Annotated in this window: 28 protein-coding genes; 16 read left to right on the forward strand and 12 right to left on the reverse strand. The window is 61.1% G+C overall.

What is annotated here, in order from left to right; all coding sequences use genetic code 11:
* Positions 1-350 precede the first annotated feature (350 nt).
* From BM110_RS15900 to BM110_RS15915, 4 genes are all read left to right on the forward strand, one after another.
* Positions 351-2576 carry a cytochrome P450 gene (locus tag BM110_RS15900; RefSeq protein WP_093513798.1) on the forward strand — a complete coding sequence of 742 codons (2226 nt, stop codon included), beginning with the start codon at positions 351-353 and terminating at the stop codon, positions 2574-2576.
* Positions 2573-3367, forward strand: coding sequence for a class I SAM-dependent methyltransferase (locus tag BM110_RS15905; protein WP_093127207.1), 795 nt, complete (start codon positions 2573-2575; stop codon positions 3365-3367). The genes BM110_RS15900 and BM110_RS15905 overlap by 4 nt, the downstream gene beginning before the upstream one ends.
* Positions 3368-3407: 40 nt before the next feature.
* Positions 3408-3950, forward strand: coding sequence for an isopentenyl-diphosphate Delta-isomerase (gene idi, locus BM110_RS15910; RefSeq protein ID WP_092249690.1), 543 nt, complete (start codon positions 3408-3410; stop codon positions 3948-3950).
* Between the two features lie 478 nt (positions 3951-4428).
* Positions 4429-4758: a hypothetical protein gene (locus BM110_RS15915; RefSeq protein ID WP_025854475.1), complete on the forward strand. Its 330-nt coding sequence runs from the start codon at positions 4429-4431 to the stop codon at positions 4756-4758.
* Between the two features lie 61 nt (positions 4759-4819).
* Here BM110_RS15915 and BM110_RS15920 read toward each other — a convergent pair whose 3' ends face one another.
* On the reverse strand, positions 4820-5725 hold the full coding sequence (locus tag BM110_RS15920) for a LysR family transcriptional regulator (protein WP_071489662.1): 906 nt from the start codon (positions 5723-5725) through the stop codon (positions 4820-4822).
* Positions 5726-5858: 133 nt separating this feature from the next.
* On the opposite strand from BM110_RS15920, the gene BM110_RS15925 reads away from it, so the two are divergent.
* The 4 genes from BM110_RS15925 (at position 5859) to BM110_RS29870 (ending at position 8702) form a co-directional block, all read left to right on the forward strand.
* A complete protein-coding gene (locus tag BM110_RS15925; RefSeq protein ID WP_058425579.1) occupies positions 5859-6557 on the forward strand; it encodes a CoA transferase subunit A in 699 nt (232 codons plus the stop codon).
* 34 nt (positions 6558-6591) lie between these two features.
* Positions 6592-7251 (forward strand): CoA transferase subunit B, encoded by a 660-nt coding sequence (locus BM110_RS15930; protein ID WP_092249687.1) that lies wholly within the window; start codon positions 6592-6594, stop codon positions 7249-7251.
* A gap of 11 nt (positions 7252-7262) precedes the next feature.
* Complete coding sequence (locus BM110_RS15935) at positions 7263-8444, forward strand: acetyl-CoA C-acetyltransferase (RefSeq protein WP_092249684.1); 1182 nt, start codon at positions 7263-7265, stop codon at positions 8442-8444.
* A gap of 126 nt (positions 8445-8570) precedes the next feature.
* Positions 8571-8702: a hypothetical protein gene (locus BM110_RS29870; protein WP_256575431.1), complete on the forward strand. Its 132-nt coding sequence runs from the start codon at positions 8571-8573 to the stop codon at positions 8700-8702.
* 44 nt (positions 8703-8746) lie between these two features.
* Here BM110_RS29870 and BM110_RS15940 read toward each other — a convergent pair whose 3' ends face one another.
* The 4 genes from BM110_RS15940 to BM110_RS15955 form a co-directional block, all read right to left on the reverse strand.
* Positions 8747-9832, reverse strand: coding sequence for a DUF1615 domain-containing protein (locus BM110_RS15940; protein WP_092249681.1), 1086 nt, complete (start codon positions 9830-9832; stop codon positions 8747-8749).
* 83 nt (positions 9833-9915) lie between these two features.
* On the reverse strand, positions 9916-10890 hold the full coding sequence (gene hemB, locus BM110_RS15945) for a porphobilinogen synthase (RefSeq protein WP_092249679.1): 975 nt from the start codon (positions 10888-10890) through the stop codon (positions 9916-9918).
* 117 nt (positions 10891-11007) lie between these two features.
* Positions 11008-11850: a PhzF family phenazine biosynthesis protein gene (locus BM110_RS15950; protein WP_092249677.1), complete on the reverse strand. Its 843-nt coding sequence runs from the start codon at positions 11848-11850 to the stop codon at positions 11008-11010.
* A gap of 3 nt (positions 11851-11853) precedes the next feature.
* On the reverse strand, positions 11854-12552 hold the full coding sequence (locus BM110_RS15955) for a glutathione S-transferase N-terminal domain-containing protein (protein WP_093513832.1): 699 nt from the start codon (positions 12550-12552) through the stop codon (positions 11854-11856).
* 258 nt (positions 12553-12810) lie between these two features.
* On the opposite strand from BM110_RS15955, the gene BM110_RS15960 reads away from it, so the two are divergent.
* Both BM110_RS15960 and BM110_RS15965 read left to right on the forward strand, forming a co-directional pair.
* A complete protein-coding gene (locus BM110_RS15960; protein ID WP_071489668.1) occupies positions 12811-13512 on the forward strand; it encodes a histidine phosphatase family protein in 702 nt (233 codons plus the stop codon).
* A 44-nt stretch (positions 13513-13556) separates the two neighbouring features.
* Positions 13557-14612, forward strand: coding sequence for a permease (locus tag BM110_RS15965; RefSeq protein WP_093513833.1), 1056 nt, complete (start codon positions 13557-13559; stop codon positions 14610-14612).
* Here BM110_RS15965 and mnmH read toward each other — a convergent pair.
* The 4 genes from mnmH to BM110_RS15985 all read right to left on the reverse strand — a co-directional run bounded on the left by mnmH (position 14602) and on the right by BM110_RS15985 (position 17864).
* Entirely contained in the window at positions 14602-15705 is a 1104-nt protein-coding gene (mnmH, locus tag BM110_RS15970) for a tRNA 2-selenouridine(34) synthase MnmH (RefSeq protein ID WP_093513799.1), read from the reverse strand. The genes BM110_RS15965 and mnmH overlap by 11 nt on opposite strands.
* A complete protein-coding gene (gene selD, locus BM110_RS15975; RefSeq protein WP_071489670.1) occupies positions 15705-16739 on the reverse strand; it encodes a selenide, water dikinase SelD in 1035 nt (344 codons plus the stop codon). Before selD ends, mnmH begins: the two co-directional genes overlap by 1 nt.
* Before the next feature lie 94 nt (positions 16740-16833).
* Complete coding sequence (locus BM110_RS15980; RefSeq protein WP_092249671.1) at positions 16834-17586, reverse strand: TerC family protein; 753 nt, start codon at positions 17584-17586, stop codon at positions 16834-16836.
* 26 nt (positions 17587-17612) lie between these two features.
* Positions 17613-17864 (reverse strand): hypothetical protein, encoded by a 252-nt coding sequence (locus BM110_RS15985; protein ID WP_071489671.1) that lies wholly within the window; start codon positions 17862-17864, stop codon positions 17613-17615.
* A 134-nt stretch (positions 17865-17998) separates the two neighbouring features.
* Between BM110_RS15985 and nhaR the strand changes: the two genes are divergently transcribed.
* Complete coding sequence (gene nhaR, locus BM110_RS15990; RefSeq protein ID WP_092249669.1) at positions 17999-18901, forward strand: transcriptional activator NhaR; 903 nt, start codon at positions 17999-18001, stop codon at positions 18899-18901.
* 4 nt (positions 18902-18905) lie between these two features.
* Here nhaR and BM110_RS15995 read toward each other — a convergent pair whose 3' ends face one another.
* Positions 18906-20063: an MFS transporter gene (locus BM110_RS15995; RefSeq protein WP_092249667.1), complete on the reverse strand. Its 1158-nt coding sequence runs from the start codon at positions 20061-20063 to the stop codon at positions 18906-18908.
* A gap of 240 nt (positions 20064-20303) precedes the next feature.
* Between BM110_RS15995 and sstT the strand changes: the two genes are divergently transcribed.
* On the forward strand, positions 20304-21524 hold the full coding sequence (gene sstT, locus BM110_RS16000; RefSeq protein ID WP_092249665.1) for a serine/threonine transporter SstT: 1221 nt from the start codon (positions 20304-20306) through the stop codon (positions 21522-21524).
* Positions 21525-21587: 63 nt separating this feature from the next.
* Here sstT and BM110_RS16005 read toward each other — a convergent pair whose 3' ends face one another.
* Positions 21588-22097 (reverse strand): DUF1993 domain-containing protein, encoded by a 510-nt coding sequence (locus BM110_RS16005; protein WP_058425596.1) that lies wholly within the window; start codon positions 22095-22097, stop codon positions 21588-21590.
* Positions 22098-22213: 116 nt separating this feature from the next.
* Between BM110_RS16005 and BM110_RS16010 the strand changes: the two genes are divergently transcribed.
* A complete protein-coding gene (locus BM110_RS16010) occupies positions 22214-22867 on the forward strand; it encodes a YceH family protein (RefSeq protein ID WP_093513800.1) in 654 nt (217 codons plus the stop codon).
* A gap of 118 nt (positions 22868-22985) precedes the next feature.
* On the opposite strand, the gene BM110_RS16015 is transcribed toward BM110_RS16010, so the two are convergent.
* Positions 22986-23804, reverse strand: a complete 819-nt coding sequence (locus tag BM110_RS16015; protein ID WP_092249658.1) for a shikimate 5-dehydrogenase — start codon at positions 23802-23804, stop codon at positions 22986-22988.
* Positions 23805-23960: 156 nt separating this feature from the next.
* Between BM110_RS16015 and BM110_RS16020 the strand changes: the two genes are divergently transcribed.
* The 3 genes from BM110_RS16020 (at position 23961) to BM110_RS16030 (ending at position 25028) form a co-directional block, all read left to right on the forward strand.
* The gene (locus tag BM110_RS16020) at positions 23961-24335 is read left to right on the forward strand and encodes a hypothetical protein (RefSeq protein ID WP_016980060.1); all 375 of its coding nucleotides are present in this window, start codon (positions 23961-23963) and stop codon (positions 24333-24335) included.
* A gap of 224 nt (positions 24336-24559) precedes the next feature.
* Positions 24560-24754, forward strand: coding sequence for a hypothetical protein (locus BM110_RS16025; protein WP_071489678.1), 195 nt, complete (start codon positions 24560-24562; stop codon positions 24752-24754).
* Positions 24755-24845: 91 nt separating this feature from the next.
* A complete protein-coding gene (locus BM110_RS16030) occupies positions 24846-25028 on the forward strand; it encodes a hypothetical protein (protein ID WP_071489679.1) in 183 nt (60 codons plus the stop codon).
* Position 25029: the final 1 nt, after the last annotated feature.

Here is a 25029-nt window from a genome sequence, read left to right on the forward strand (position 1 = left end):
TGCCCGCTACGCGAGCCGTTTCCTGTGCTGACCACAGTTAACTCCTACATCTTGAGCGTTTCGTCCTCCAGTAAAGTCAGGCGGTCTGAATAGCCGGGCTGGCCGAACAATGGAGTTTTTTGCGTATATAACACGGGGACGTTCTATGGCTGATACTCCAGGCCATGGCTCAATCTCGAACGCCTTACACCCCCCCCCCGCCAACGAACGATCCCCCAACCTCCAAACACGCGCTGACCGCTCCAGTGGCTCAGAAACACCCTCCAAGCCTTCCATTTCGCAGAAAACGGAACCGCTCAGGTGTTGCCGTCAAATGTTCCTTATAAAAACTTAATTCAAGGTAGAGCACCATGCCAACGGTACACCGCGAAGGCGGCCCCCGTGTCCGCCACGGCCGTCATTTACCACCGACATCACTGATCATTCCAGAGATTCGGCTTCCTTTTGCCGGTCCGCCGCCACGTTCCGACAACGATCAGTTAAAGGCGCACGCTCTCGCTTGGGCACAGCAACATGGCGTGATCGGTCGACGCGGTGCGCATAGGTTAAGCACCACGCCGCTGCTCGAGTTGGGGATGGCGTTGTGCGGAAAAGCCCCCACACACCGAGCCGAGACGCTGGTGTGCTGGTACCTGTGGGCGCTCACGCTGGATGATCGGATTGACGACGGGCCATGGGCGGAAAACGGTGAATTGGAGCGATTCGTCACCGCAGTGCAGGCAGTGACCGAGAACGATGGCACGCATCCCCTCAGTGAAATGAGTTGTTTTGATGATCCGATGCTGGCTGTCCTGGCCAACGATCTGTGGCCACGAACCAGACACTGGGGTAGCGACGGTTGGCGGCAACGGCTCACGCAGCACCTGATCCGACATCTGCGCGCCCAGGTGACGCTAGTGCGAATGCGCGAAACCGACGCGGTGCTCGCGCTGGCCGAATATCTGCCATTGCGCCGAGATTCGTTCGGCGCACTGTTCTTTTTTGATCTGATAGATGCCGCCGAAACGCTCGATCCCTACCAGCATTCAGCGGACGTCGAATGGTGGAACACACTGCGCGAACACAGTGCCGATATCATCGCCTGGACGAACGATATCCATTCGATTGCCAAAGATGTGGTGTGTGGTGAGCACTTCAACCTGGTATCGATACTGGCGGACACCGCTGGCATGGAATGGCCTGCCGCGATCGAATCTGCACATCAGATGGTGGTCAACGCGGTCGCGGCGTTCACGGCTGTCGCCGCTCGGCCAGCCAATCACCTGCCATCCGCCGCAACCGAGCCGGACCGGCTGCGACAGGTTGTACGGGCAGCGGGTGACTGGCACCAGACCGTTTCTCGCTACCACCTGCACACCACCGGCACTACAACGCAGGCCAACCGGACAGTGGACCTGACACTCACGCCGCCAACGCTGAAATCCAGGCAGTTCGAAATCGACCCCTATCCCTTGTATGAACGTTTACGTACCACTCTACCGATCACCTACGACGAGCCCACGGACGTATGGCTGGTCAGCCGGTATGTGGATGTCAAAGCTGCATTGACGCATCCGCAAGCCAGCAACAATAACTACACCTGGCAGATTGGGCCGCTGCTGGGGCACACTCTCGTGGCGATGGACGGCTGTGAACACGCTCAGCACCGTGCACTGCTCAGCCCATCGTTTCGCAGCCAAGCCCTTGCCTCGCTTGAAGCATCCATCATCTCGGTCACCTCTGACCTGCTGGCACGCATGCATGGCCGTACCCAGGTGGACCTTATCGCCGACTTCACCGCAGCACTGCCAGTGCGGGTGATGGCTCACGCACTGGGCCTGCCGGCTGACACCAGCGAGGAGGTAGCGCGGCTGAAGCGCTGGTGCGCGATCGGCTTTGCTTACATGGGCAACTATCGACAGGACCCGGCCCAGTTAACCGGAGGGTTGTCCAACCGAGACGATTTCTACGATTTCATCCAGCCACACATCGACGCCCGCCGCGCTAAACCTGCAGATGATTTGATCTCGCAGCTCCTAGCGGCAGAGATTGACGGCCAACCATTGCCCGAAACCTTCGTCCGGGCTTACTGCGCAATTCTGATGACTGCAGGTAGCGAGACCAGTCACGGCGCACTGGCGAATCTCATTGTCAACCTGCTGAGCGAACCCGGCGTCAAAGACGCCGTGATGGCTGATCCCGACTTGATGGACACTGCGCTCACCGAAACCTTGCGACGCAATCCTCCTTTGCAACTCGTACTCCGCGAGGCCCGCGAAGCGCTGGAGCTGCCGTCGGGAACGATTCCTTCTGGTGCGGCCCTGGCCTGCCTGATCGGGTCGGCCAACCGTGATCCGGCTCAATACACCGACCCGGATACCTTCAGCTTGTCGCGCACCGATCAGGCAACAAATCATTTCGCGTTTGGCGCAGGGCGTCACTTCTGCCTGGGATCCATGCTGGCGCGGATGGAAATCACGCTCGGCGCTCGCATGCTGCTACAGACCTTTCCAGACGTGCGCTGGGCGCCAGGGTTCCAGCCCTCGGAACAAGGTTTCCTGAACCGTTGCCCCGACCGACTGGAGGTTGTTCTATGACCACTGCCGCCGACGGCTACACCGACAGCTATCTCGGCGACCAGCACGCCGGCCAATTGGTACGCCTGCGCACGCTCGAATGCGCCTTTGACCCACAAAGCCAAACGGTTTTCGACCTGCTCAACCTTCCGTGCAAGCCTGACATCCTTGAACTCGGCGCCGGTGCGGGTTCGTTCACTGGCTGGCTGACCCAGCGATACCCTGACGCGGCAGTCACGGCGACCGATATCGATACCCGATTCCTCACCGATATTCCCGGCATAAAGGTGCTTACCCACAATGCCGTCACCGATGACTTTCCTGTGGCCTCTTTTGATGTGGTACACGCCAGGGCGCTCCTGTGCCACCTCCCCCAACGGGAAGACATATTGACGCGCGCCATCACCTGGCTTCGTCCTGGTGGCTGGTTGGTGATCGAGGACGTGAGCCTGCAGCCGAGCTTGAAAACCTCGCACCCATTGTTCCGAAAGGTCGCCCAAGCCGGAATCACACTTCTGACAAAGTCCATTGGTTCCGACATGCTCTGGGCCGATACGCTCCCTGCCCGATTGCGTGACAGGGGACTCACCAACGTAGAGCATCGCCTCTTTGAGGGCCGAATCGGCGACAACAGCCCCGCCGATACATTCTGGGCCTCAACTACCCTACAGGCTGGGCCGGCGCTGCTGAAACTTGGGTTACTCACCCAGGATGACCTGGAAGCAATGACCCAGCTGCGCGCCGATCCAACATTCACCGACACTGCATTGACATTTGTCAGCGCCTGGGGACAAGCCCCTGAACGTGAGTAGAACGGCGGAGCGCCGTACATTGCACCGGAGGAAACTCAGAATGATCGATCTTGTAGTGTTAGTTGACGCACAAGACGTGCAAGTCGGTGTGTGTGACAAACGTGCCGCACACCTGGGAGCGGGTCAGCTTCATCGCGCCTTTTCGGTCCATCTGATCGACAGCGCCGGGCGTCATCTACTTCAACGTCGTGCTGCCGGTAAAATGCTTTGGCCAGGTTTCTGGTCGAATGCCTGCTGCAGCCATCCGGCACCCGGCGAAACGGTTACGGATGCCGCATCTCGTCGTCTGCGCGAAGAACTGGGCATTTCTGCCTCGTGCCGGTTTCTGTACAGTTTTGAATATCATGCTCGCTATGGTTCGATCGGTGCGGAGCACGAGTTTTGTCATGTACTGGTTGCTCAGTCTGACGCGGCGGTCATCCCGGATGCAGAAGAAATCAGTGAGATCAAATGGTGGACTCGCGCTGAAATCTCCGCCCGGCTTTCAGAATCCCCAGCGCAATTCACACCCTGGTTCCAAATGGAGTGGCTTCATCTTCTGTCAAAGCACCCTTCGTTCGATACACCTACAGTGCAGGAATGATGAGGGCAAGCTCAACGACCCGACACGCCAGAAAATGACGCCCAAGTCACGTTTTCCCGCATTCTCCCGTCTCCACGGCAATTTATGTAGTGATCAAAAATAATCACTACATAAGCGTTGACGTAACCATTTTGTCCTTGCATTATCGAGACGTCTCCCGGATCGGGAGCGTTGGCAACAAGCGTTCTGAACAAGCTCGTCTGACCGCCGAGCTGTTTTTTCCGGATGTGCACTGCCCACAAGGCAGATTGATGAAGCTGACCGGCCCTAAGGGCTCGGTACAAGGCGCTCAAATGCGGCTTGTCTTCGTTATGAATGCATTGCGTAGCAGTTCATCAGCAAGACTACATGCATCAGGTTCAAGACCCTGCCCGTATTCGGCAGACCGTCGCTGACGCCCGGTTTTCGCAACCGGAGACAACTTACGAAGTATTAACGAACCAACTGATAGATCGCCAACTGGTCAAGGGGCTTACACATGAATCTGAACAACCAACCAACTATCGATGAATTGGCTGAGATGTTCGCAGCGCAGAAAGACACACTCGACGACCATATCCTGTGGATTGGCAAATCGGGCGAAGTGCAAATTGACTGCCTGGCGCCCCACACCGAAGAAGCCGAGTTCGACCGCAATAACCGTGAACTGGCGGCGCGCCTGAAGATGTACCGCCGTGGCCAGGGTTATGTCGGCAAGAAAGCAGCCGCCGATCGCAACTTTATCGAGCAGGTCTTCCACACACTTAATACCGAATGGCAGAATCTCAAGGGCCAATCGCAAGTTAAAGTGATTGATAGATACTGCTGATAACACCGCATTAAACATTTAAGCCCGCTTGTTGATTCGAGCGGGCTTTTTAATTTCGGCTCTACAACACTGCGGGAAATCGTCCCTTCTTCGCTTCGTCGCAAAAGATATCAAACAACACCTGCGCTGCCGCCGAGAGTTCATGGCCGGGTTTGGTCAGCACCCCAATCGGTCGTTCAATGACAGGATCGGTCAAGGTGATGCAATGAGCCCCCGCCTCCTCCATCTGCCGCGCGCACAGTGCGGGGACGGCGCTGACACCCAACCCCGTCGCTACCATCTTGCCTACAGTCGCCAGTTGATGGCTTTCCAGCGCCACCGGCAACTTCATCTGCCGCGCCCCCAGATGCTCCTCCAGCATCACCCGCACCGTCGAAGGTCGCTGCAACGTGATGAACGGCTGCTCCAGCAAGGTTTTCCAGTCGATTTCATCAAGCTCGACCAACGGCGAATCCCCCGGCACCACGGCAATGAAGCGATCCAGGTACAACGGCGTGAACGCCAGCGACGAACCGTCTGAAGGCTCGAACGCCACGCCCAGCTCCACCTGGCGGTCGCGCACCATTTCCAGCACCTGCTCGTTGATCAAGTCGTGCACGGTGACATTCACCTGAGGGTAACGCGCGCGGAATATCTTCAGGATCGGCGGTAGCAAGTTGCCCGCGAACGATGGCATCGCCGCCACCGTGACCCGCCCGCGTTGCAGGGTAAAGCGCTGACGTAGTTCGTCCTCGGTGTTGTCCCAGTCGGCAATCAAGCGGCGCGCCAAAGGCAGCAGGGATTCCCCCTCGGGTGTCAACGCGACGTTGCGCGTATTACGGCTGAACAGGCGCCCGCCCAGGCCTTCTTCCAGGCCCTTGATGGTCAAGCTCAGTGCCGACTGGGAAAGGTGCAGGCGTTCGCAGGCGGCGGCGAAACTCAGGCTCTGGGCCACGGCGAGAAACGCGCGCATCTGTTTAACTGTCATGACGCTACTCCAAATGGCCAGGCGACTATGCTGTTTTTTAAATCAATCAACCTTAAAAAACAACTTAACAAATCAATCCGTCGGAGCAACACTCGGTTCATTGGCTGGCCCACAAACAATAAAAGAGGTGCATATGGCAGGTTTCGATAAACGCGTGGCGTCCTACGAGGAAGCACTGGCGGGCCTGGAAGACGGCATGACCGTACTCTCCGGCGGTTTTGGCCTGTGCGGCATTCCGGAAAACCTCATTGCCGAGATCAAGCGCAAAGGCACCCGCGACCTCACCGTGGTATCCAACAACTGCGGCGTCGACGGCTTCGGCCTGGGCGTGCTGCTGGAGCAGAAGCAGATCAGCAAGGTGATCGCTTCCTACGTGGGTGAAAACGCCCTGTTCGAGAAGCAGTTGCTCAGCGGCGAAATCGAAGTGGTGCTGACCCCCCAGGGCACCCTGGCCGAAAAAATGCGCGCGGGCGGCGCCGGCATCCCGGCCTTCTTCACCGCCACCGGTGTTGGCACTCCGGTCGCCGAAGGCAAGGAAACCCGTGAGTTCAATGGTCGTCCGTACCTGATGGAAGAGTCCATCACCGGCGACTTCGCCATCGTCAAAGGCTGGAAAGCCGACCACTTCGGCAACGTCATCTACCGCCACACCGCCCAGAACTTCAACCCGCTGGCTGCCACCGCCGGCAAAATCACCGTGGTCGAAGTCGAAGAAATCGTCGAACCGGGCGAGCTGGACCCGGCGCAGATCCACACCCCTGGCATCTACGTCGACCGGATCATCTGCGGCACGTTCGAGAAGCGCATCGAACAGCGCACCGTACGCAAATAATCCGCCCCCAGCCCGAACAATAAGGACACATAAAATGGCTCTTACCCGCGAACAAATGGCTCAACGCGTCGCCCGCGAAATGCAGGACGGTTTCTACGTCAACCTGGGCATCGGCATTCCGACCCTGGTGGCCAACTACATTCCGGAAGGCATGGAAGTGATGCTGCAATCGGAAAACGGCCTGCTCGGCATGGGCCCGTTTCCGACCGAAGACACCATCGACGCCGACATGATCAACGCCGGCAAGCAGACCGTGACCGCGCGTATCGGCGCGTCGATCTTCTCGTCCGCCGAGTCCTTCGCGATGATCCGCGGCGGCCACGTCGACCTCACTGTACTCGGCGCATTTGAAGTCGACGTACAAGGCAACATCGCCTCGTGGATGATCCCCGGCAAGCTGGTCAAGGGCATGGGCGGCGCCATGGACCTGGTGGCCGGTGCAGAAAACATCATCGTGATCATGACCCACGCCTCCAAGGACGGTGAGTCCAAGTTGCTCAGCCAATGCAGCCTGCCGCTGACCGGCGCCAACTGCATCAAGCGTGTACTGACGGACCTGGCGTACCTGGAAATCGAAAATGGCGCTTTTGTCCTCAAGGAACGCGCACCTGGCGTCAGCGTTGAAGAGATTGTACGCAAGACCGCCGGTAAACTGATCGTCCCGGACCACGTTCCAGAAATGCACTTCCAGTGAGGACAGATTCCATGCAAGACGTCGTGATTGTTGCTGCCACCCGTACCGCCGTGGGCAGCTTCCAGGGTTCGCTGGCGAACATTCCGGCACCGGAACTGGGCGCCGCCGTGATCCGTCGCCTGCTGGAGCAGACCGGCCTGGACCCGGCCGAAGTGGATGAAGTGATCCTCGGCCAGGTCCTCACCGCAGGCTCAGGCCAGAACCCGGCGCGCCAGGCGTCGATCCTGGCCGGCCTGCCCCACGCGGTGCCCAGCCTGACCTTGAACAAGGTTTGCGGCTCGGGCCTCAAGGCCCTGCACCTGGGCGCCCAAGCCATCCGTTGCGGTGACGCCGACGTGATCATCGCCGGCGGCATGGAGAACATGAGCCTGGCTCCGTACGTACTGCCCGCCGCGCGCACCGGTTTGCGCATGGGCCATGCCAAAATGATCGACAGCATGATCACCGATGGCCTGTGGGACGCGTTCAACGACTACCACATGGGCATCACCGCCGAGAACCTGGTGGACAAGTACGGCATCAGCCGCGAAGCCCAGGACGCGTTCGCCGCCGCATCCCAGCAAAAAGCCGCCGCTGCTATTGAAGCGGGCCGCTTTGTCGATGAGATCACACCGATCCTGATCCCCCAGCGCAAAGGCGACCCGGTGGCCTTCGCCGTCGATGAACAACCCCGCGCCGGCACCACCGCCGAATCCCTGGGCAAGCTGAAACCGGCGTTCAAGAAAGACGGCAGCGTCACCGCCGGCAACGCCTCCAGTCTCAACGACGGCGCCGCCGCGGTGCTGCTGATGAACGCCGACAAGGCCAAGGCCCTCGGCCTGCCAGTGCTGGCGCGCATTGCCAGCTACGCCAACGCCGGCGTCGACCCGGCGATCATGGGCATCGGCCCGGTGTCGGCCACCCGCCGCTGCCTGGACAAAGCCGGTTGGAGCCTGGGCGACCTGGACCTGATCGAAGCCAACGAAGCCTTCGCCGCGCAATCCCTGGCGGTGGGCAAAGAGCTGGAATGGGACGCCGACAAGGTCAACGTCAACGGCGGCGCCATCGCCATCGGCCACCCGATTGGCGCCTCGGGCTGCCGCGTGCTGGTGACGCTGCTGCATGAAATGATCAAGCGTGATGCCAAGAAAGGCCTGGCGACGCTGTGCATCGGTGGCGGCCAGGGGGTAGCCCTGGCGCTCGAACGCAACTGATTCAAAGAGCAACATGGAAAGGGCCTGGTTCCACGAAAACCAGGCCTTTTCTTTACCCTTCAACCTCGCGTCTGCGGCACCGCTTTAATCGCCGTCAAATTCCCCCATACCTCCCAAGGAACCGCAATGCGCCATCTGGACGGCAAGCCAAAATCCTATCTCCTGTTCCTGCTGGCAGCCCTGGCCGTGGCAGGCTGCTCACCCAAGGATCAGTCCCGCGCACGGGCGATCAACGGCGAACAAAGCTCGTTCCTCTGATGGTGCGAACCTGTGGCGAGCGGGCTTGCTCACCTCAACGCTGATCAGCGCTTCAGGCAGCGCTGATAACGCTCGTCGACCCGCTGGGCAAACCACGCCGTGGTCAGGTTACGGGTGATCTTGGGGCTCTTGAGCACGATGCCCGGCAGGATGGCCCGTGGCATCGGCTTGCCGGCGGCCTTGTCGGCCAGGGCAAATACGCGCTTGTAGAGGGTGGTGTTCTCGAAATCCAATTGCTCGCCCTGCTCCAGCTGACTGCGGATGCTGGGGTTGCGCATGTCCAGCCTGGCCCCCAATGAACGCACCGCCAGCTCGGTGGTGCCGGGCAGCAGCGAGCCGTAGCGAATCAGATCTCCGTCCAGGGCCAGCTCGGTGCCCGAAGCACGGCTGACGGCAGCCTGGAACGCGGCATTACGGCTGGCGTACCACCCGGCATTGAAATCGGCAAAGCGATACAGCGGCCGATCGTAGCTCACCGGGTAACCCAGCAAGTGCGCGATGCCGAAGTACATGCCGCCACGACGGGTGAAGACTTCGCGACGAATTGTGCCATCCACCGTGTAGGGATAACCCCGCGCCTGCTTCTGCGCAAAGTCGATACTCACCTGCATCGGGCCTGCGGTATGCACCGGGTTGAAACCACCAAACAACGTGTTGCCCAGGGGCACCATGCTGATGAAGTCATCGAAGATGCCACTCAGGTCCTTCTCCGTGCGCGCAGCATTGAGGCGGTCGGCGTAGGTCTTGCCGCTGGGCGAACGCAGTTGCAGGGCGCTGCGCACGACAAACGCCGGCACATGGACTTTGCCGGCACGCCGCAGGATTTCATCCTGGGCGATCTTGCCCATGTCTGGCACCGGTGGGTCGACCTGATAGGTCGACTCCTGCTCGGTCACCGCCAGCACGGCGCAGATATTTTCCGTGCTGGGGTAGATGTTCTGGGTGTCAAAGGCCGTGTAGATGTCCTGGGCCCAGCCCTCGCGGTCAGCCACCTTGGCCGGCAGCAGGCGCACGATCTGCGCTTTCACCTCGGCCTCGCTGCGCTGCGGCTGTTGCGGGTTGCGCGTGGTAGAGCAACCGGCCAGTACCAGCAAAGTGGCAAGGCACAGGATCAGGCGGCTTGAATACATGGGGCTTCCTTGGGCGACGATGGGCCGGGCATTGTTGATGTGGGAGGGCGCAAGCCCCCTCCCACATTTTACCTGTTGTGGTTCTAGATCCCCGCCAACGCCAGGTCCATCGCGAAGTAGGTGAAGATCAAGTCTGCCCCCGCGCGCTTGATCGAGCCCAAGGTTTCACGTACCACACGGTCCTCATCAATCGCCCCGGCCTGGGCGCCGAACTTGATCATCGCGTACTCGCCGCTGACCTGGTACGCCGCCACCGGCAGGCGCGAGGCTTCGCGGATGTCGCGGATGATGTCGAGGTAGGCACCGGCCGGCTTGACCATCAGCGCATCCGCGCCTTCCTGTTCATCCAGCAGCGATTCGCGTACGGCTTCGCGGCGGTTCATCGGGTTCATCTGGTAGCTCTTGCGGTCGCCCTTGAGCGCACTGCCGCCGGCTTCGCGGAACGGTCCGTAGAGGGCCGAGGCGAATTTGGTCGAGTAAGCCATGATCGGGATATGGGTGAAGCCCGCATCATCCAGGGCGCGGCGGATCGCCTGGACCTGGCCGTCCATCGCCGCCGAAGGGGCAATGACATCGGCACCGGCACGCGCGGCGGCCACGGCCTGCTTGCCGAGGTTGACCAGCGTCGCGTCGTTGTCGACATGGGCGCCGTGCATCACACCGCAGTGGCCATGGTCGGTGTATTCGCAGAAGCAGGTGTCGGACATCACGATCATTTCCGGCACAGCGTCCTTGATGATCGACGACATGCGCGAGACCAGGCCGCGTTCCTTCCAGGTGTCGCTGCCGCTGGCATCCAGGTGGTGGGACACGCCGAAGGTCATCACCGACTTGATGCCGGCACGGGCATAGCGCTCGATCTCGCCGGCCAGTTTCTTCTCAGGGATGCGCTGCACGCCCGGCATGCTGGTGATTGGCACGAAGTCGTCGATTTCTTCTTCGACGAAGATCGGCAGCACCAGGTCGTTGAGGGTGAATTCGCTTTCCTGGAACAGGCCACGCAGCTCCGGGGAGCGGCGCAGGCGGCGTGGGCGGGCTTGGGGGAACTGGCTGGTCATGGTGGTCCTATTGCAAGGCAGAAAATCTTTGGGGCGAAAGCTTATGCCCCCAGGCCCCGGCAGCACAAACGCCGAGGGGCCAATAGTGTATTGCGGGGGCGGTAATAATTTATTGATCTAAAGCTGTACACGCCCGTCGATGCACACCGACACGGCGCCACCCATCCATATTTCAGTGCCCTGGCGCTCAACGCAGATCCGCCCTGCCCGGCCAATTGCCGTGCCCTGGCTGACCACATAGCGCTCGGGGGCCAGGCCCTCGCCGAGCAACCATTGCGCAAGCCCCGCATTCAAGCTGCCGGTGGCCGGGTCTTCCTGCGCGCCATCGCCTGCGATAAAGGCACGCACCTCAAATTGCGTGTCCACATCGTCGCGCCCGCCGTCACAGGGGGCGATCACGCCCACGGCCAGCCCCAGCAGTTGCGAATAGTCCGGCTGCAACGCCAGGACCTGGTCACGGTCTGCCAGCATTACCGCGAGCCAGCCAGCGCCATTGTCCACCCACTGGCTGCGCACGATGGCCCCGGGCTCCAGGCCCAAGCCCAGGCGCACGCGCTCCAGCAACGGCGCGTCCACGGCACCGGCGCGCAATAACGGCGGCGCGATAAATGCCAGTTCATCGCCTTGGCGACGGATACGCACCAGGCCGATTTCGCACTCCTGGATTATCTCCTCGCCCTTGGGAATACCACCTGCCTGCAGCCAGGCATAACAACTGCCGAGCGTCGGGTGCCCGGCAAAAGGCAGCTCCTTCAAGGTGGTGAAAATTCGCACCCGGTAGTCAGCCCGAGGATCACGCGGGGTCAGTAAAAACGTGGTTTCACTGAGGTTGGTCCAATTGGCGAAGTCCGCCATCTGTTGGTCGCTCAGGCTGTCGGCGCCAAACACCACCGCCAGCGGGTTGCCTTTGAGCGCCACGCGGCTGAACACGTCCAGCTGTTTGAAATCGAAAGTCGGCATGCTTCAACTCGGAATATTAAGGCCACGGATCACCGCCGGCCGTGCGACGAAACCGTCCAGAGCGCGCAGTACATTGGGAAAGTCGGCAATGCCTACAAGGTCACCGGACTCGTAGAAGCCGATCAGGTTGCGGATCCACGGAAAGGTGGCGATGTCGGCGATGCTGTACTCGTCGCCCATGATCCACGTACGGCCCAGCAGGCGTTTTTCCAGCACGCCCAGCAGGCGCCGGGATTCGGCGGCGTAACGGTCGCGCGGGCGTTTGTCTTCGTAGGCCTTGCCGGCAAATTTGTTGAAGAAGCCCAACTGGCCGAACATCGGGCCGATACCGCCCATCTGGAACATCAGCCATTGAATGATTTCATAACGTGTCGCCGGGTCCTCGGAGAGCAACTGGCTGGTTTTTTCCGCCAGGTAGATCAGGATCGCGCCGGACTCGAACAACGCCAGCGGCTGGCCGCTGGGGCCATTGGGGTCGATGATCGCGGGGATCTTGTTGTTGGGGTTCAGCGACAGGAACTCGGGAGAGAGTTGGTCCTGGGTCTCGAAGCTGACCTTGTGCGCTTCATAAGGCAGGCAGAGCTCTTCGAGCATGATCGACACTTTTACCCCGTTGGGGGTCGGCAGCGAATACAGTTGCAGGCGCTCTGGATGCTGGGCAGGCCATTTGCTGTTGATCGGGAAAGCAGCGAGTGGGTTCATCGGGAAGCCCTGTGTGTGTGTGCTGAAAGCCCCCATGATAGTCATCCGGCGAGCGTCCTGCATGGGTCATCAATACGCAACAACCGCCAGCTATTATGCCGTGAGGGCGAACCAATACGCCCTCATGCACTCTTAAATGAGCTCAAGCGGTGAATGGAGGCACCTCGCTATCTCGACAGGGAACACCGCAGGCGCCCCCGGCGTCATAGTGGCCAGGCGTGTCTGCCTTAACGTGACGCATGAAGACTCGAACTTACAATGACGATCAAGCCTCTGCGCCTTGTGCAACGACTGAAACGCTATTCATACATCCTGTTGCCGCTCTTGTTGGTTGGCGGCGCTATCGATCTTAGCCTGGAGTCACGGATCAGCAACGCCGACCAGGTTGACGGCGTGCAAACCCTGGTGTTCCTGCGCCACGGTGAAAAACCCGCCGGTGGCCTGGGCCAGCTCAATTGCCAGGGCCTCAACCGGGCGATGAACCTGGCCACGGTTTTGCCAGAGAAGTTCGGCAAGGCCAATTTCGTGTTCGCCGCCAACCCGACACGCAATGTGGAGGAAGGCGAACTGGACAATTCCTACAGCTACATTCGCCCGCTGATGACCATCAGCCCAAGCGCGATCAAGCTCGGCCTGCCGGTGAACATCAAGTTTTCCGCGAATGACACCAGTGCCCTCGCCGACGAGCTGGTGGAAGACAAGTACCACAACTCCATCATCTACACCGCCTGGTCCCACGGCTATCTGCCGGAGCTGATCAACAAGGTGGCGAGCGAAGCGTCCGGCGAAAAACACACCATCACCGACGACTGGTCCGGCAGCGACTACGACACGCTGTATGTGCTGACGCTGACCTGGCACAACGGCAAGGCCTCGTTGCTGAGCCGCAACTATAAACAGGGCCTGAACAACGGCGAAGAAACCTGCCCTGAACCTACCCAGGTGAGCGCCGAGAGCTGAGGGCGTATGATGCGCCGCTATTGACTCACCTGCGGATCATCACCATGCCCAACCTCGCCTCCACCCAGCCCAACCGGGGCTGGTCGTTCTGGTGGAAACCAGCGCTGTTCCTGCTGGTCGCCTGCGTCGGCCTCTACTACGTGAAGTGGTCGCCTTACTACCTCAAGGCCTTCGTCGCCGCCGATAACCACAGCATTGGCGCCTCGATTCTCAACGATCAGCAAAGCTCGCCCCAGGCAGCCGCGCTGGCGTACGCCCAGGTGTACTTCCTGGCGATCTGGAAAGCCGCTGTGCTGGCGGTGATCCTGGGCTCCCTCCTGCAAGTGCTGATCCCCCGCGACTGGCTGCTGCGCCTGTTCGGCCGCGCCGGGCTGGGGTCGACCCTGCGGGGCGGGCTGTTCGCCCTGCCGGGGATGATGTGCAGTTGCTGCGCGGCACCGGTCGCGGCGGGCATGCGTCGGCAGCAGGTCTCGGTGGGCGCGGCACTCGCGTTCTGGATCGCCAACCCCGTGCTGAACCCGGCGACCCTGGTGTTCATGGGCTTCGTGCTGGGTTGGGGCTTCACCGCATTGCGGCTGGTGGCGGGCATTGTGCTGGTGGTGGGCGTGTCCCTGATCGCGCAACGTATCGCCCGCCCGGACCAGGTGCCGGAAGCGGCTCTGGGCGCGGTGGCCGAGGTCAGTGTGGTCGAGTCCCAGCCGTTCCTGGGCCGTTGGCTGCGGACCCTGTGGCAGTTGTTCTGGAGCACGATCCCGGTGTACATCCTGGCCGTGCTGATCCTGGGCGCCGCGCGGGTGTGGCTGTTCCCCCATGTCGACGGCGCCATGGCCAACAGCCTGGCATGGCTGGTGCCTCTGGCGATTGTCGGCACGTTGTTCGTGATTCCCACCGCTGCCGAAATCCCCATCGTACAAACCATGATGACCCTGGGCATGGGCACCGGCCCGGCCGTGGCCTTGCTGATGACCCTGCCGAGTGTGAGCCTGCCGTCACTGCTGATGCTGCGCAAGGACTTCGATGCGCGGGTGCTGGTGACGGTGGCCGGGTTGACGATGTTGGTGGGGGTACTGTGTGGGTTGATCGGCGCGGCTATCCTCTGATCAGGGCGCGCTCGCGCAAATACTCCACCACGGCGCCCTGCTTCCCTACGAACTCGATCCGTGCGCCTTTGTTTTCGCGCTGGAAGGCGTACATCGGGTCGTAATACTCGCGCAGAAGCCCTTCGATCCAGGCGCGATGCAGGTCCACATCACCGCTGCGCGCCTGCTCCGCCAGGGCCGCCTGCAAGATCGCCTGCAACCGCTGGAAGCGTTCGCCGCCCAGGCGTTTATGGATATTGCCCAGGCTCTGGGTCAGGCGCTCGGCAAACAGCGCCTGGCCGGTGTCGCCAAACACCTCGATAAATTCGGCGCACAGGTCCACCACATAGTCGCGCAGGATGCGCTCGACCCGCCCTTCTACGCTGTCCTGCAGCCACACCATCGGGAACGTCTGCATGCCCTTGTGCAACGCCAGCGGCAGCGCGCAACTGCCGATCATGCGACTCTCATCCTCGACCACGAACTGCTCGATACCCGCGGCACGCTTTTTCAGCAGGTCCACGGCCAGGCGGTTTTCGAAGTCGATGTTGGATGGCTGCGCCGTGGCGCGTTTGCCGAAGCTGGAGCCGCGATGGTTGGCATGACCTTCCAGGTCCAGGGCATTGCGCAACTGGCCGAGCACCTCGGTCTTGCCGGTGCCAGTCATACCGCCCAGCAGCACGAAGTCACACTGCGTGGCGGCGTGCTCGACGGTCTCCAGCAAAAAGGTGCGCATGGCCTTGTAACCGCCACCGACACGGGGATACGCGATGCCGGCTTCGGTCTTGAGCCATTGCTGCACGATCTGCGAACGCAGCCCGCCACGGAAACAGTAGAGGTAACCCTCGGGGTTGGCCTGGGCGAACCGCGCCCACTGCTCGATACGCTCGGCCTTGATAGCGCCGGACACCAGCTCATGCCCGAGCACGATGGCGGCCTGCTGGCCCTGCTGCTTGTAGCAGGTGCCGACGCGCTGGCGTTCGTCGTCGGTCATCAGCGGCAGGTTGATCACCCCCGGGAACGCGCCCTTGGTGAACTCGATCGGCGCGCGGGTATCCATCATTGGCCGATCATTGAGGAAAATATCGCGGTAGTCGGTGATATCGGTTGCCATCAAATCACCTCAACCGCGTGGGTCTGTCGCTCGAGCAGCTCGCCGATAGGTTCCAGGACCAGGCCCAGTTCAGCCGCCATGCGGTGGAATTCGGCGTCGCCCTCGGGCGTGACGGCGATCAACAGGCCGCCGCTGGTCTGCGGGTCGCACAGCACGCGCTTGTGCAGTTCCTGCAGGCGTCCGAGCTTGCTCGAATAGCTGTCGAAGTTGCGCAAGGTGCCGCCGGGCATGCACCCCTGGTCCAGGTAGTCCTCGATCCCGGCCAGGCGTGGGACCTTGTTGTACTCGATGCGCGCCGTCAGGCCGCTGCCGTCAGCCATTTCCACCAGATGGCCCAACAAGCCGAAACCGGTGACATCGGTCATTGCGGTCACCCCCGCCAACTTGCCGAAACGGCTGCCGGGCTTGTTCAGGGTGCACATCCAGTCCCGGGCCAGGCCGATATCCGCCTCGCGCAATTTGCCCTTCTTCTCGGCGGTGGTGAGGATGCCGATGCCGATGGGCTTGGTGAGATACAACCGGCAACCGGCGGTGGCTGTGTCGTTGCGCTTCATATGGCGCTTTTGCACGATGCCGGTCACGGCCAGGCCGAAGATCGGCTCCGGGGCGTCGATGGAATGCCCGCCCGCCAGAGGAATCCCGGCTGCGTCGCACACCGAGCGGCCGCCGCGGATCACTTCGCGGGCAATCTCCGGCGCCAGTACGTTCACCGGCCAGCCCAGAATGGCGATGGCCATCAGCGGATCGCCACCCATGGCGTAGATATCACTGATGGCATTGGTGGCAGCAATCCGGCCGAAATCGAAGGGATCATCGACAATCGGCATGAAAAAGTCGGTGGTGGAGACCACGCCGCGCTCGTCGTCGATGGCGTACACCGCCGCATCGTCACGCGAAGCGTTGCCCACCCACAGCTTGGGGTCGAGGTTCTGTGCGCCGCTGCCGGCAAGGATCACTTCCAGCACCTGGGGCGATATCTTGCAGCCACACCCCGCGCCGTGGCTGTACTGGGTAAGACGAATCGGCTCGTTCATGTAGGACCTCACGCTATCAAGTGCGCGAATTCTAACAGACAGCAAAAAGCCGGCTGGGCTCATCTGAGCGCAGCCGGCCGTTTGGTTTCAGCGGTTACCGGCGGGCAGCGAGCAAACGCTGGTGGCGGTTACGCCGGGCAATGTTCAAGCATTCGATGGCCGCCGAGAACGCCATGGCCGCATACACGTAGCCTTTCGGTACATGGGCGCCGAAGCCTTCGGCGATCAGGGTCATGCCAATCATGATCAGGAAGCCCAGGGCCAGCATCACCACGGTCGGGTTGTCGTTGATGAACTTGGCCAGCGGTTCGGCCGCCACCAGCATCACGATCACCGAGGTCACCACGGCAATGATCATGATCGGCAAGTGCTCGGTCATGCCCACGGCGGTGATGATGCTGTCGATGGAGAACACCAGGTCGAGCAACAGGATCTGCCCGATGGCCGCGGCAAAACCGATAGCCACAACGTTGCCAGCATTGGTTTCCTTCTCTTCGGGCTCCGGGTCCATGCTGTGATGGATTTCGGTGGTGGCCTTCCACACCAGGAACAGGCCACCGGCGATCAGGATCATGTCCTTCCACGAGAACGCCTGGCCGAACACTTCGAACACCGGCGCCGTCAGCTGCACGATGAACGCGATGGTGCTGAGCAGGCCCAACCGCAACACCAACGCCATGCTGATACCGATGCGTCGCGCCTTGGCCCGATGCTTCTCCGGCAACTTGTTGGTGAGGATCGAGATGAAGATCAGGTTATCGATGCCCAGCACGATCTCCATCACGATCAGGGTTGCCAGGGCAATCCAGGCGGTGGGGCTGGCGGCCAGTTGTAAAAGGTAATCCATAGGTCAGTCCTGACGTTGAGCGGAAATTAGGCTTCTTTACTGTTCGATTCGGTTTCGTTCTCTTCCTGATCATCCTTTTTCTGCGGGTTGATCAGGCCGTTGGTCGCTTCACTCAATGCCTGTTCGGCAGCCTTGTGGGTGTCATCGATGGCTTGCTTGGCCGATTCGGTGGCCTTGCCCAGTACCTGCTGCGCGCTTTTCTCGACCTGATCGCAACCGCTGATCACTACCAATGAAAGCGCAAGCAAGGATGCCGCGCCCAGGGAATTGAGTTTCATGATGTCTTCCTCGTTAGAACCCTTGGGTCCAAATGGTGGCCCCGCGATAGCGACGCATTCTATGCAGGCAAACAGTTCAGGAAAATTCGTATTTTTCTCGCGTATACTTCGTTTTTTACGAAGTGAAGGCTGCCATGCTCAATTACCGACAACTGCACTACTTCTGGGTGGTGGCAAAGACCGGCAGCATCGTGCGTGCGTGCGAGCAGTTGAACCTCACGCCCCAGACCATCAGCGGGCAGATCAGCCTGCTCGAGCAAACCTTCGGTATCGCGCTGTTTCAGCGGGTCGGCCGCCAACTGGAACTGACCGAAGCCGGGCGCCAGGCCCTGCCCTATGCCGAGCAGATGTTCCAGACCGGTAATGAACTGGAGGCCATGCTGCGCGCGCAGCCCGACGAACAGCAGATCCTGTTCCGCGTCGGCGTGGCGGACGTGGTGCCCAAGTCCATCGTCTACCGGCTGATCGCACCGACCATGGAGTTGAGCGAGCCGATCCGCATCACCTGCCGTGAGGACAAACTCGAACGCCTGCTCGCCGACCTGGCGATCCAGCGCCTTGACCTGGTGATTTCCGACAGCCCCATGCCCACGCACCTGGACATCAAAGGCTACAGCCAGAAGTTGGGCGAATGCGGCATCAGTTTTTTCGCCACCCAGGCGTTGGCTGACGAACACCGGGGGGATTTCCCACAGTGCCTGCACGGCGCGCCGCTGTTGATTCCGGGCGCGGAAACCGTGGTACGCAGCCGTTTGCAGCGCTGGTTTGCCGAACAACAGATTCAACCGAAGATCATCGGCGAGTTCGACGACAGCGCCTTGATGCAGGCATTCGGCCAATCCGGCAGCGGGATCTTTATCGCCCCCAGCGTGATTGCCGACGAGGTGGTGCGCCAGTACGGCGTGGCGCTGATTGGCCAGACCGTGGCCGTGACCGAGTCTTTCTACGCGATCTCGGTGGAGCGCAAGGTCAAGCACCCCGGCATCGTGGCGATTACCGAAGGCGCCCGGCGGGAGCTGTTCACCACCCTGCCCTGACGGCTCAGGCGCCGGAGTCGAGCGGGTGCCTGGCGGTCATCAGCCACAACGCCAGCAGGATCGACACCAGGATAAACCCGGACGCCGCAAAGCCCAGGCTGCCCAGGCCGAGGGTATCGATCACGTGCCCGCCTACCATGGCGCCCAGGCCGATGCCCAGGTTGGCCCCGGCGATGTTCAGCGACGCGGCAAACGCCGGCGCATGGGGCGCAGCCTTCATCAGGCGCACATGGCTGACCAGGAACATCGCCGCCTGGGTCACGCCCCACACGGCCATCGCCGCCGCCAGGCCGATGGTCGAATGAATCGCCGGGACCAGCGCCACCATGCCTGCGATCATGAAGCCGCAAAACACCATGGAGGCGATCAACGGGTGACGATCCACCGCACGCCCGCCCAGCGAATTGCCGATCAGACCGACCGCACCGAAGCCCATCAGGCACCAGCCCACCAGCGTACCGTCGAACCCGGCCAGGCGCTCGAGGATGTCCGCCAGGTAGGTGTAGGCGGTGAACATGCCGCTGAACACCAGGATCGACAGCAGGATATGCCCCTGCATCAGCGGGTTGCGCAGGATCTTGAACTGCGAGCGCAACGTCACTTCATCGTTCTTCGGTTGGGTCACCGGCAGGTAGATAAACAGCAGCAAAGCCTTGGCCAGCGCGATCACCGCGAGGATGGCAAACGCGCTGCGCCAGCCGAACATATCCGAAATCAGCGTGCCCACCGGAATGCCGAACACCGTGGCACAGACAATACCGAAGCCGATTTTTTCAATCGCTCGGCCAGCGAACTCAGGGCCGACGATGTCCACGGCGGTTTCACTGGCCAGGGCCCAGAACACTGGCAAACCCAGCGCCGGGATCAACCGTGCCAGCGCCATCACCCAGATATTCGGTGCCAGGGCCGCCACGGTATTGGCCACACCGAACAGGATCAGGATGCTGATAAACAGGCGCTTGCGTGGGAAACGTGCGCAGTACGCCGTCAGAAACGGACCAAACGCCGCCACGGTAAATGCGAACAGGGTCACCAGCAGCCCGGCCTGGGACACAGTGACGTTCAAGTCGCGGGCGATGGACGGCAACAGGCCGACGATCACGAACTCTGTGGTCAGCACGGTAAAGCCGGCGGCCGACAGCAGCAGGATGGGAAATAACATGAAAACTCCAGAAACGACGACATCAACGACAGCCCGAAGGGCCCGCTGACAGAGAGGAAAGATGAGAGGACAGAATCTTAACAGAGTATGTCCGGATTTGGCCAAGGCCTGGGCAAGCGGCTGACGCAATGCCGCACCGCCATGGACTTTTCCCACAGCATGCTAGACTTCGCGATCCGCGTCCTACAGCCCTTTCCGAGTCAGTAGCTGCGCCCTAAAAAAAACCAGAGACAAGTGTTTATGACTGCTGCCCCCTCTCTCCTGCAACGACTGGCCCGCGTCAGCCTGGTCACGCAAATCGTCATCGGCCTGATCGCCGGCATCCTGTTGGCCTTGCTGTTGCCCGAGGCGGCCAAGGCAACCGGGTTCATCGGCAAGGTATTCGTCGCGGCACTCAAGGCCGTCGCACCGATCCTGGTGTTTGTGCTGGTGATGGCATCCATCGCCAACCATAAACATGGCCAGGAAACCCATATCAAGCCGATTCTGTTCCTGTACCTGCTGGGCACCTTTGCCGCCGCGGTGGTGGCGGTAGTTGCGAGCATGTGGTTCCCCTCTTCGCTGGTGCTGGCGACCCATGACGCAGCGGTGACCGCGCCCGGCGGCATCGGCGAAGTGTTGCAGAGCCTGTTGCTGAGCGTGGTGGACAACCCGATCAGCGCGCTGATGAATGCCAACTTCATCGGCATCCTGGCGTGGGCCATCGGCATGGGCATTGCCATTCGCCACGCGGCGCCGACCACGCGGGCGGTGCTGGAAGACCTGTCCAACGGCGTGACCCTGATCGTGCGCGTGGTGATCCGCTTTGCGCCGCTGGGCATTTTCGGCCTGGTTGCCTCGACCCTGGCCACTTCCGGCTTCGGCGCCCTGCTCGGCTACGCCCACCTGCTGGTGGTGCTGATCGGCTGCATGCTGTTCGTGGCGCTGGTGATCAACCCGGCCATCGTGTTCTGGAAACTGCGCCGCAACCCCTACCCGCTGGTGCTGATGTGCCTGCGCGAAAGCGGCATCACCGCATTCTTCACCCGCAGTTCGGCAGCGAATATCCCGGTGAACCTCGCATTGAGCAAACGCCTGGGCCTGCATGAAGACACCTACTCGGTGTCGATCCCGCTCGGTGCCACCATCAACATGGCCGGCGCGGCGATCACCATCACCGTGCTGACCCTGGCCGCCGTGCACACCCTGGGCATTGCCGTCGACCTGCCCACTGCCGTGCTGCTCAGCGTGGTCGCGGCCATCTGTGCGTGCGGCGCTTCCGGCGTGGCCGGCGGTTCGTTGTTGCTGATTCCGCTGGCGTGCAGCCTGTTCGGCATTCCCAGTGAGATTGCGATGCAGGTGGTGGCCGTCGGTTTCATCATCGGTGTGTTGCAGGATTCGGCGGAAACCGCGCTCAATTCGTCCACCGATGTGCTGTTCACCGCCGCCGCTTGCCTGGGCAAGGAAGAACAGCCGGCTTAACAGTCGCGCACAAAAAAACCGGGACGGTTCCTTTAGGAATCGTCCCGGTTTTTTTGTGCGTGCTTAGAAAGCGCCCATGTAATCGCGCTTGCCCACTTCCACGCCGTTATGGCGCAGCAGCGCGTAAGCGGTGGTGACGTGGAAGAAGAACTGCGGCAGGCCGTAGGTCAGCAGGTAGGACTGGCCGCTGAAGCGCTTCTCTTTCGGCGTGCCAGGGCGAGTGACGATCTCGATACCTTCCTTGCCGTCGATCTGCTCCGGGGTGATGGTGTCGACAAAGGCCAAAACCTTGGCGATCAGCGCTTGCAGGTCGGCGAAGGTCACTTCGCTGTCTTCGTACTTAGGCACTTCGATCTCGGCCAGGCGCGCGGAAACCCCCTTGGCGAAGTCGACGGCGATCTGCACCTGGCGCACCAGTTGGAACATGTCCGGGAACAGGCGCGCTTGCAGCAAGGCGTTCGGTTCGATGTTCTTGGCGCTGGCATGGGCTTCGGCCTTGGTCAACACACCGCTCAGGGCGGTGAGCATTTGCTTGAAGACCGGGATGGAGGCGGCGTACAGGGAAATAGTCATGGCAGTCTCATGGTTATGGCACGGTTTGAACAAGCGGCGATTATAGACATGCCGGGCGCTTGTCTTTTAATTTTTCAGGATTAGGCTAAGGACCTCCACTGCATAGGGAACGCGCGATGACCGCCGAGCACGACACCGACACCCCTGAGCCGCGCCTGAACAGCACGGAAATCCGCATCCTGGGCTGCCTCATCGAAAAACAGGCGACCAACCCGGAAACCTACCCCTTGACCCTCAACGCCCTGGTGCTGGCCTGCAACCAGAAGACCAGCCGCGAGCCGGTCATGAACCTGAGCCCGGGCCAGGTCGGCCAGAGCTTGCGCGCACTCGAAGGCCAGGGTTTCACCCGCCTGGTGATGGGCAGCCGCGCCGACCGCTGGGAACACCGCGTGGACAAGGCGCTGGAACTGGTGCCGGCCCAGGTGATCCTGACCGGGCTGCTGTTTCTACGCGGGCCGCAGACCGTCAATGAGTTGCTGACCCGCAGCGGGCGCATGCACGATTTCGAAGATGCCGAGCAGGTCGTGCACCAGCTGGAACGCCTGATTGCGCGGGGACTGGCGTTGCTGGTGCCGCGCCAGGCCGGCCAGCGCGAAGATCGTTATACCCATGCATTGGGCGATCCGCAGGATATCGAGGCGATTATCGCGGCGCGAGGCAATCCGATGGAGCGCGGGGGTGTCGGTGGCGTGTCTGTCGAACGCATCGAAGAACTCGAAGCGCGGATTGCACTGTTGGAAGAACGGCTGGCCAAATTGGAACCGCTGTAACGCGGAAAAAATGTGGGAGGGGGCTTGCCCCCGATGACGGTGTGCCAGTCAATAATTTCATTGTTGAGCTACCGCTATCGGGGGCAAGCCCCCTCCCACATATGATATTCAGGGTTCTTCAGGTTCGGGCGAACGCCACGGCTTTGGCGAACTGCTCCGGCGTCGGTCGCACCCCGGTATAGAGCACAAACTGCTCAAGCGCCTGGATCGCAATCACTTCGAGCCCGGTAATCACGCGTTTACCCTTGGCACGTCCACGCACGATCAACGGCGTTTCAGCGGGGATCGCCACCACATCGAAGATCGTCTCGGCAACATCCACCGCTTCGGCATCGAAGGCCAACGCATCTGCCTCAGGCCCTCCCGCCATGCCGATGGGCGTCACGTTGATCAGCATCTGCGGGCGCAGTTCTCCCAACTCGGCCTGCCATTCGTACCCCAGGTTCTGCGCCAGCGCCCGGCCCGCAGTCTCGTTGCGCGCCACGATCACGCCCTTGGCGTAGCCACCATCGCGCAAGGCACTGGCCACGGCCTTGGCCATGCCGCCGCTGCCACGCAGGGCGAAGGTCGAGTCCTTTGGCACCGCGTGCTTCTTGAGTAACTGTTCGATGGCGATGTAGTCGGTGTTGTAGGCCTTGAGGTGCCCATCGGTGTTGACGATGGTGTTCAGGGAGTCGATGGCTTGAACCGAATCGTCGAGCTCGTCCACCAAGGCAATGGCGGCTTCCTTGAACGGCATGGAAACCCCGCAACCGCGTACCCCCAGCGCCCGGATACCACCGATCGCGCCGGGCAAATCCCGGCTGCTGAAGGCTTTATAGTAGAAGTTCAGGCCCAGCTGTTCGTACAGATGGTTATGAAAACGCAGGCCGAAATTCCCGGGGCGTGCCGACAGCGACATGCACAGTTGGGTGTCCTTGTTTGGGTGCATCTGCATGGGTAACTCCTTTGAGTAAGCAAATCGGTACAGACCTTACACAACCTTTACCTAGCGGCTGTGCTGTTTTTCAGAAATACGTTGTCTTAAAAGTATCCCCGCGACATTACTTGAGTCTATTGATTGCAGACCACAAGCGCTGGGGCTAACCGAGGAATGACCATGATTCGTACAATCCCCAAGATCGCCTTGCTGGTTGGCGCACTCGCGATGGCAGGCCAAGCCTCCGCCCACGGTGGTGGTTGGGGTGGCCCGGCTGTATTGGGTGCTTTAGTCGGCGCTGCAGTCGTGGGCTCCGTGGTTGCCAGCCAACCGCGTGAGGTCTATGTGCAGCAGCCGGTGTATGTGCAACCGCAGCCGGTATATGCCGCTCCGCCGCCGGTTTATTACGCACCGCCACCGCCGGTGTATGTGCAGCAACAGGTTTACTACCGCCCGGCGCCGGTCTATTACGGCCCACCGCGTGGCTATTACGGGCCACCACGCGGCTACTACGGCCCTCCCCACGGTTACTACGGTCGCGGCTGGTAACCGCATCGTCGGAAACAGGCCTCGCGTGATTGCGGGGCCTTTTTTTGCCTGGAAAGTCCGGATTCATGGCGTCAAGGTCGCTCTGAGGACAATGCCCTGCGCGCAATCGCACATCATCAACACCAATGTCTACTTGCCCGAACAGGCCTTGCGCTGTCATGTTTGTGTCACGAAACACTCCCACTATCGAGACTGTCCACCCATAACAACAAGGACGACTGACCATGCCCACGCAAAACCCGCACCGCGCCGCCGGCCTCTGTACGTCGAGCAAGGTCTACAGCGCCCTCACGGAACTCAAGCACCTGGAAGGCCACCGCAGCGCCAAGTTCCTCGCGTTGCTCGCGGAAAACCTGGTGCGCAAGGGGCTGCTCAGTGAGCAGGAAGTGGTGAACATGCTCGATCAGGTCGTGGACTGACGCCTCGCGTCGATGTCGACTATCGAGACGGGTGATTTTTCCTGCGCCAGCCCGCCCCGTAAAGTGACCCCCATAGCGATTGGAGGTCTTTATGCCCACTGTACAAATCATGTCCGTCATCGGCAGCGCCGTCCCCGCCCCGCTTCGCAAGTCGGGTCTTCTCGCCTGCTGGTACCTGGTACGCGATGGTGAAGCCATCAGCGGCCCACTGACATCCCTGTCGGATGCCGAAAAACAACTGCAACACGTATCGAACTTCAGGCTCCACGCCTGAG

The organism is Pseudomonas sp. NFPP28 (genome assembly GCF_900115535.1).
Classification (GTDB): domain Bacteria; phylum Pseudomonadota; class Gammaproteobacteria; order Pseudomonadales; family Pseudomonadaceae; genus Aquipseudomonas; species Aquipseudomonas extremorientalis.

Bases quoted from the DNA above. Each gene is read 5' to 3' on its own strand.
- BM110_RS15905 (WP_093127207.1), top strand. From the start codon at position 2,573: ATGACCACTGCCGCCGACGGCTACACCGACAGCTATCTCGGCGACCAG.
- hemB (WP_092249679.1), bottom strand. From the start codon at position 10,890: ATGACCAGCCAGTTCCCCCAAGCCCGCCCACGCCGCCTGCGCCGCTCC.
- BM110_RS16030 (WP_071489679.1), top strand. From the start codon at position 24,846: ATGCCCACTGTACAAATCATGTCCGTCATCGGCAGCGCCGTCCCCGCC.
- BM110_RS15995 (WP_092249667.1), bottom strand. From the start codon at position 20,063: ATGTTATTTCCCATCCTGCTGCTGTCGGCCGCCGGCTTTACCGTGCTG.
- BM110_RS16025 (WP_071489678.1), top strand. From the start codon at position 24,560: ATGCCCACGCAAAACCCGCACCGCGCCGCCGGCCTCTGTACGTCGAGC.
- BM110_RS29870 (WP_256575431.1), top strand. From the start codon at position 8,571: ATGCGCCATCTGGACGGCAAGCCAAAATCCTATCTCCTGTTCCTGCTG.
- BM110_RS15955 (WP_093513832.1), bottom strand. From the start codon at position 12,552: ATGAACCCACTCGCTGCTTTCCCGATCAACAGCAAATGGCCTGCCCAG.
- BM110_RS15920 (WP_071489662.1), bottom strand. From the start codon at position 5,725: ATGACAGTTAAACAGATGCGCGCGTTTCTCGCCGTGGCCCAGAGCCTG.
- BM110_RS16010 (WP_093513800.1), top strand. From the start codon at position 22,214: ATGACCGCCGAGCACGACACCGACACCCCTGAGCCGCGCCTGAACAGC.
- selD (WP_071489670.1), bottom strand. From the start codon at position 16,739: ATGAACGAGCCGATTCGTCTTACCCAGTACAGCCACGGCGCGGGGTGT.
- BM110_RS16015 (WP_092249658.1), bottom strand. From the start codon at position 23,804: ATGCAGATGCACCCAAACAAGGACACCCAACTGTGCATGTCGCTGTCG.
- BM110_RS15915 (WP_025854475.1), top strand. From the start codon at position 4,429: ATGAATCTGAACAACCAACCAACTATCGATGAATTGGCTGAGATGTTC.
- sstT (WP_092249665.1), top strand. From the start codon at position 20,304: ATGACTGCTGCCCCCTCTCTCCTGCAACGACTGGCCCGCGTCAGCCTG.
- BM110_RS16005 (WP_058425596.1), bottom strand. From the start codon at position 22,097: ATGACTATTTCCCTGTACGCCGCCTCCATCCCGGTCTTCAAGCAAATG.
- BM110_RS15930 (WP_092249687.1), top strand. From the start codon at position 6,592: ATGGCTCTTACCCGCGAACAAATGGCTCAACGCGTCGCCCGCGAAATG.
- BM110_RS15960 (WP_071489668.1), top strand. From the start codon at position 12,811: ATGACGATCAAGCCTCTGCGCCTTGTGCAACGACTGAAACGCTATTCA.
- nhaR (WP_092249669.1), top strand. From the start codon at position 17,999: ATGCTCAATTACCGACAACTGCACTACTTCTGGGTGGTGGCAAAGACC.
- BM110_RS15940 (WP_092249681.1), bottom strand. From the start codon at position 9,832: ATGTATTCAAGCCGCCTGATCCTGTGCCTTGCCACTTTGCTGGTACTG.
- BM110_RS15900 (WP_093513798.1), top strand. From the start codon at position 351: ATGCCAACGGTACACCGCGAAGGCGGCCCCCGTGTCCGCCACGGCCGT.
- BM110_RS15950 (WP_092249677.1), bottom strand. From the start codon at position 11,850: ATGCCGACTTTCGATTTCAAACAGCTGGACGTGTTCAGCCGCGTGGCG.
- BM110_RS15935 (WP_092249684.1), top strand. From the start codon at position 7,263: ATGCAAGACGTCGTGATTGTTGCTGCCACCCGTACCGCCGTGGGCAGC.
- BM110_RS15925 (WP_058425579.1), top strand. From the start codon at position 5,859: ATGGCAGGTTTCGATAAACGCGTGGCGTCCTACGAGGAAGCACTGGCG.
- BM110_RS15985 (WP_071489671.1), bottom strand. From the start codon at position 17,864: ATGAAACTCAATTCCCTGGGCGCGGCATCCTTGCTTGCGCTTTCATTG.
- BM110_RS15965 (WP_093513833.1), top strand. From the start codon at position 13,557: ATGCCCAACCTCGCCTCCACCCAGCCCAACCGGGGCTGGTCGTTCTGG.
- BM110_RS15980 (WP_092249671.1), bottom strand. From the start codon at position 17,586: ATGGATTACCTTTTACAACTGGCCGCCAGCCCCACCGCCTGGATTGCC.
- mnmH (WP_093513799.1), bottom strand. From the start codon at position 15,705: ATGGCAACCGATATCACCGACTACCGCGATATTTTCCTCAATGATCGG.
- BM110_RS16020 (WP_016980060.1), top strand. From the start codon at position 23,961: ATGACCATGATTCGTACAATCCCCAAGATCGCCTTGCTGGTTGGCGCA.
- idi (WP_092249690.1), top strand. From the start codon at position 3,408: ATGATCGATCTTGTAGTGTTAGTTGACGCACAAGACGTGCAAGTCGGT.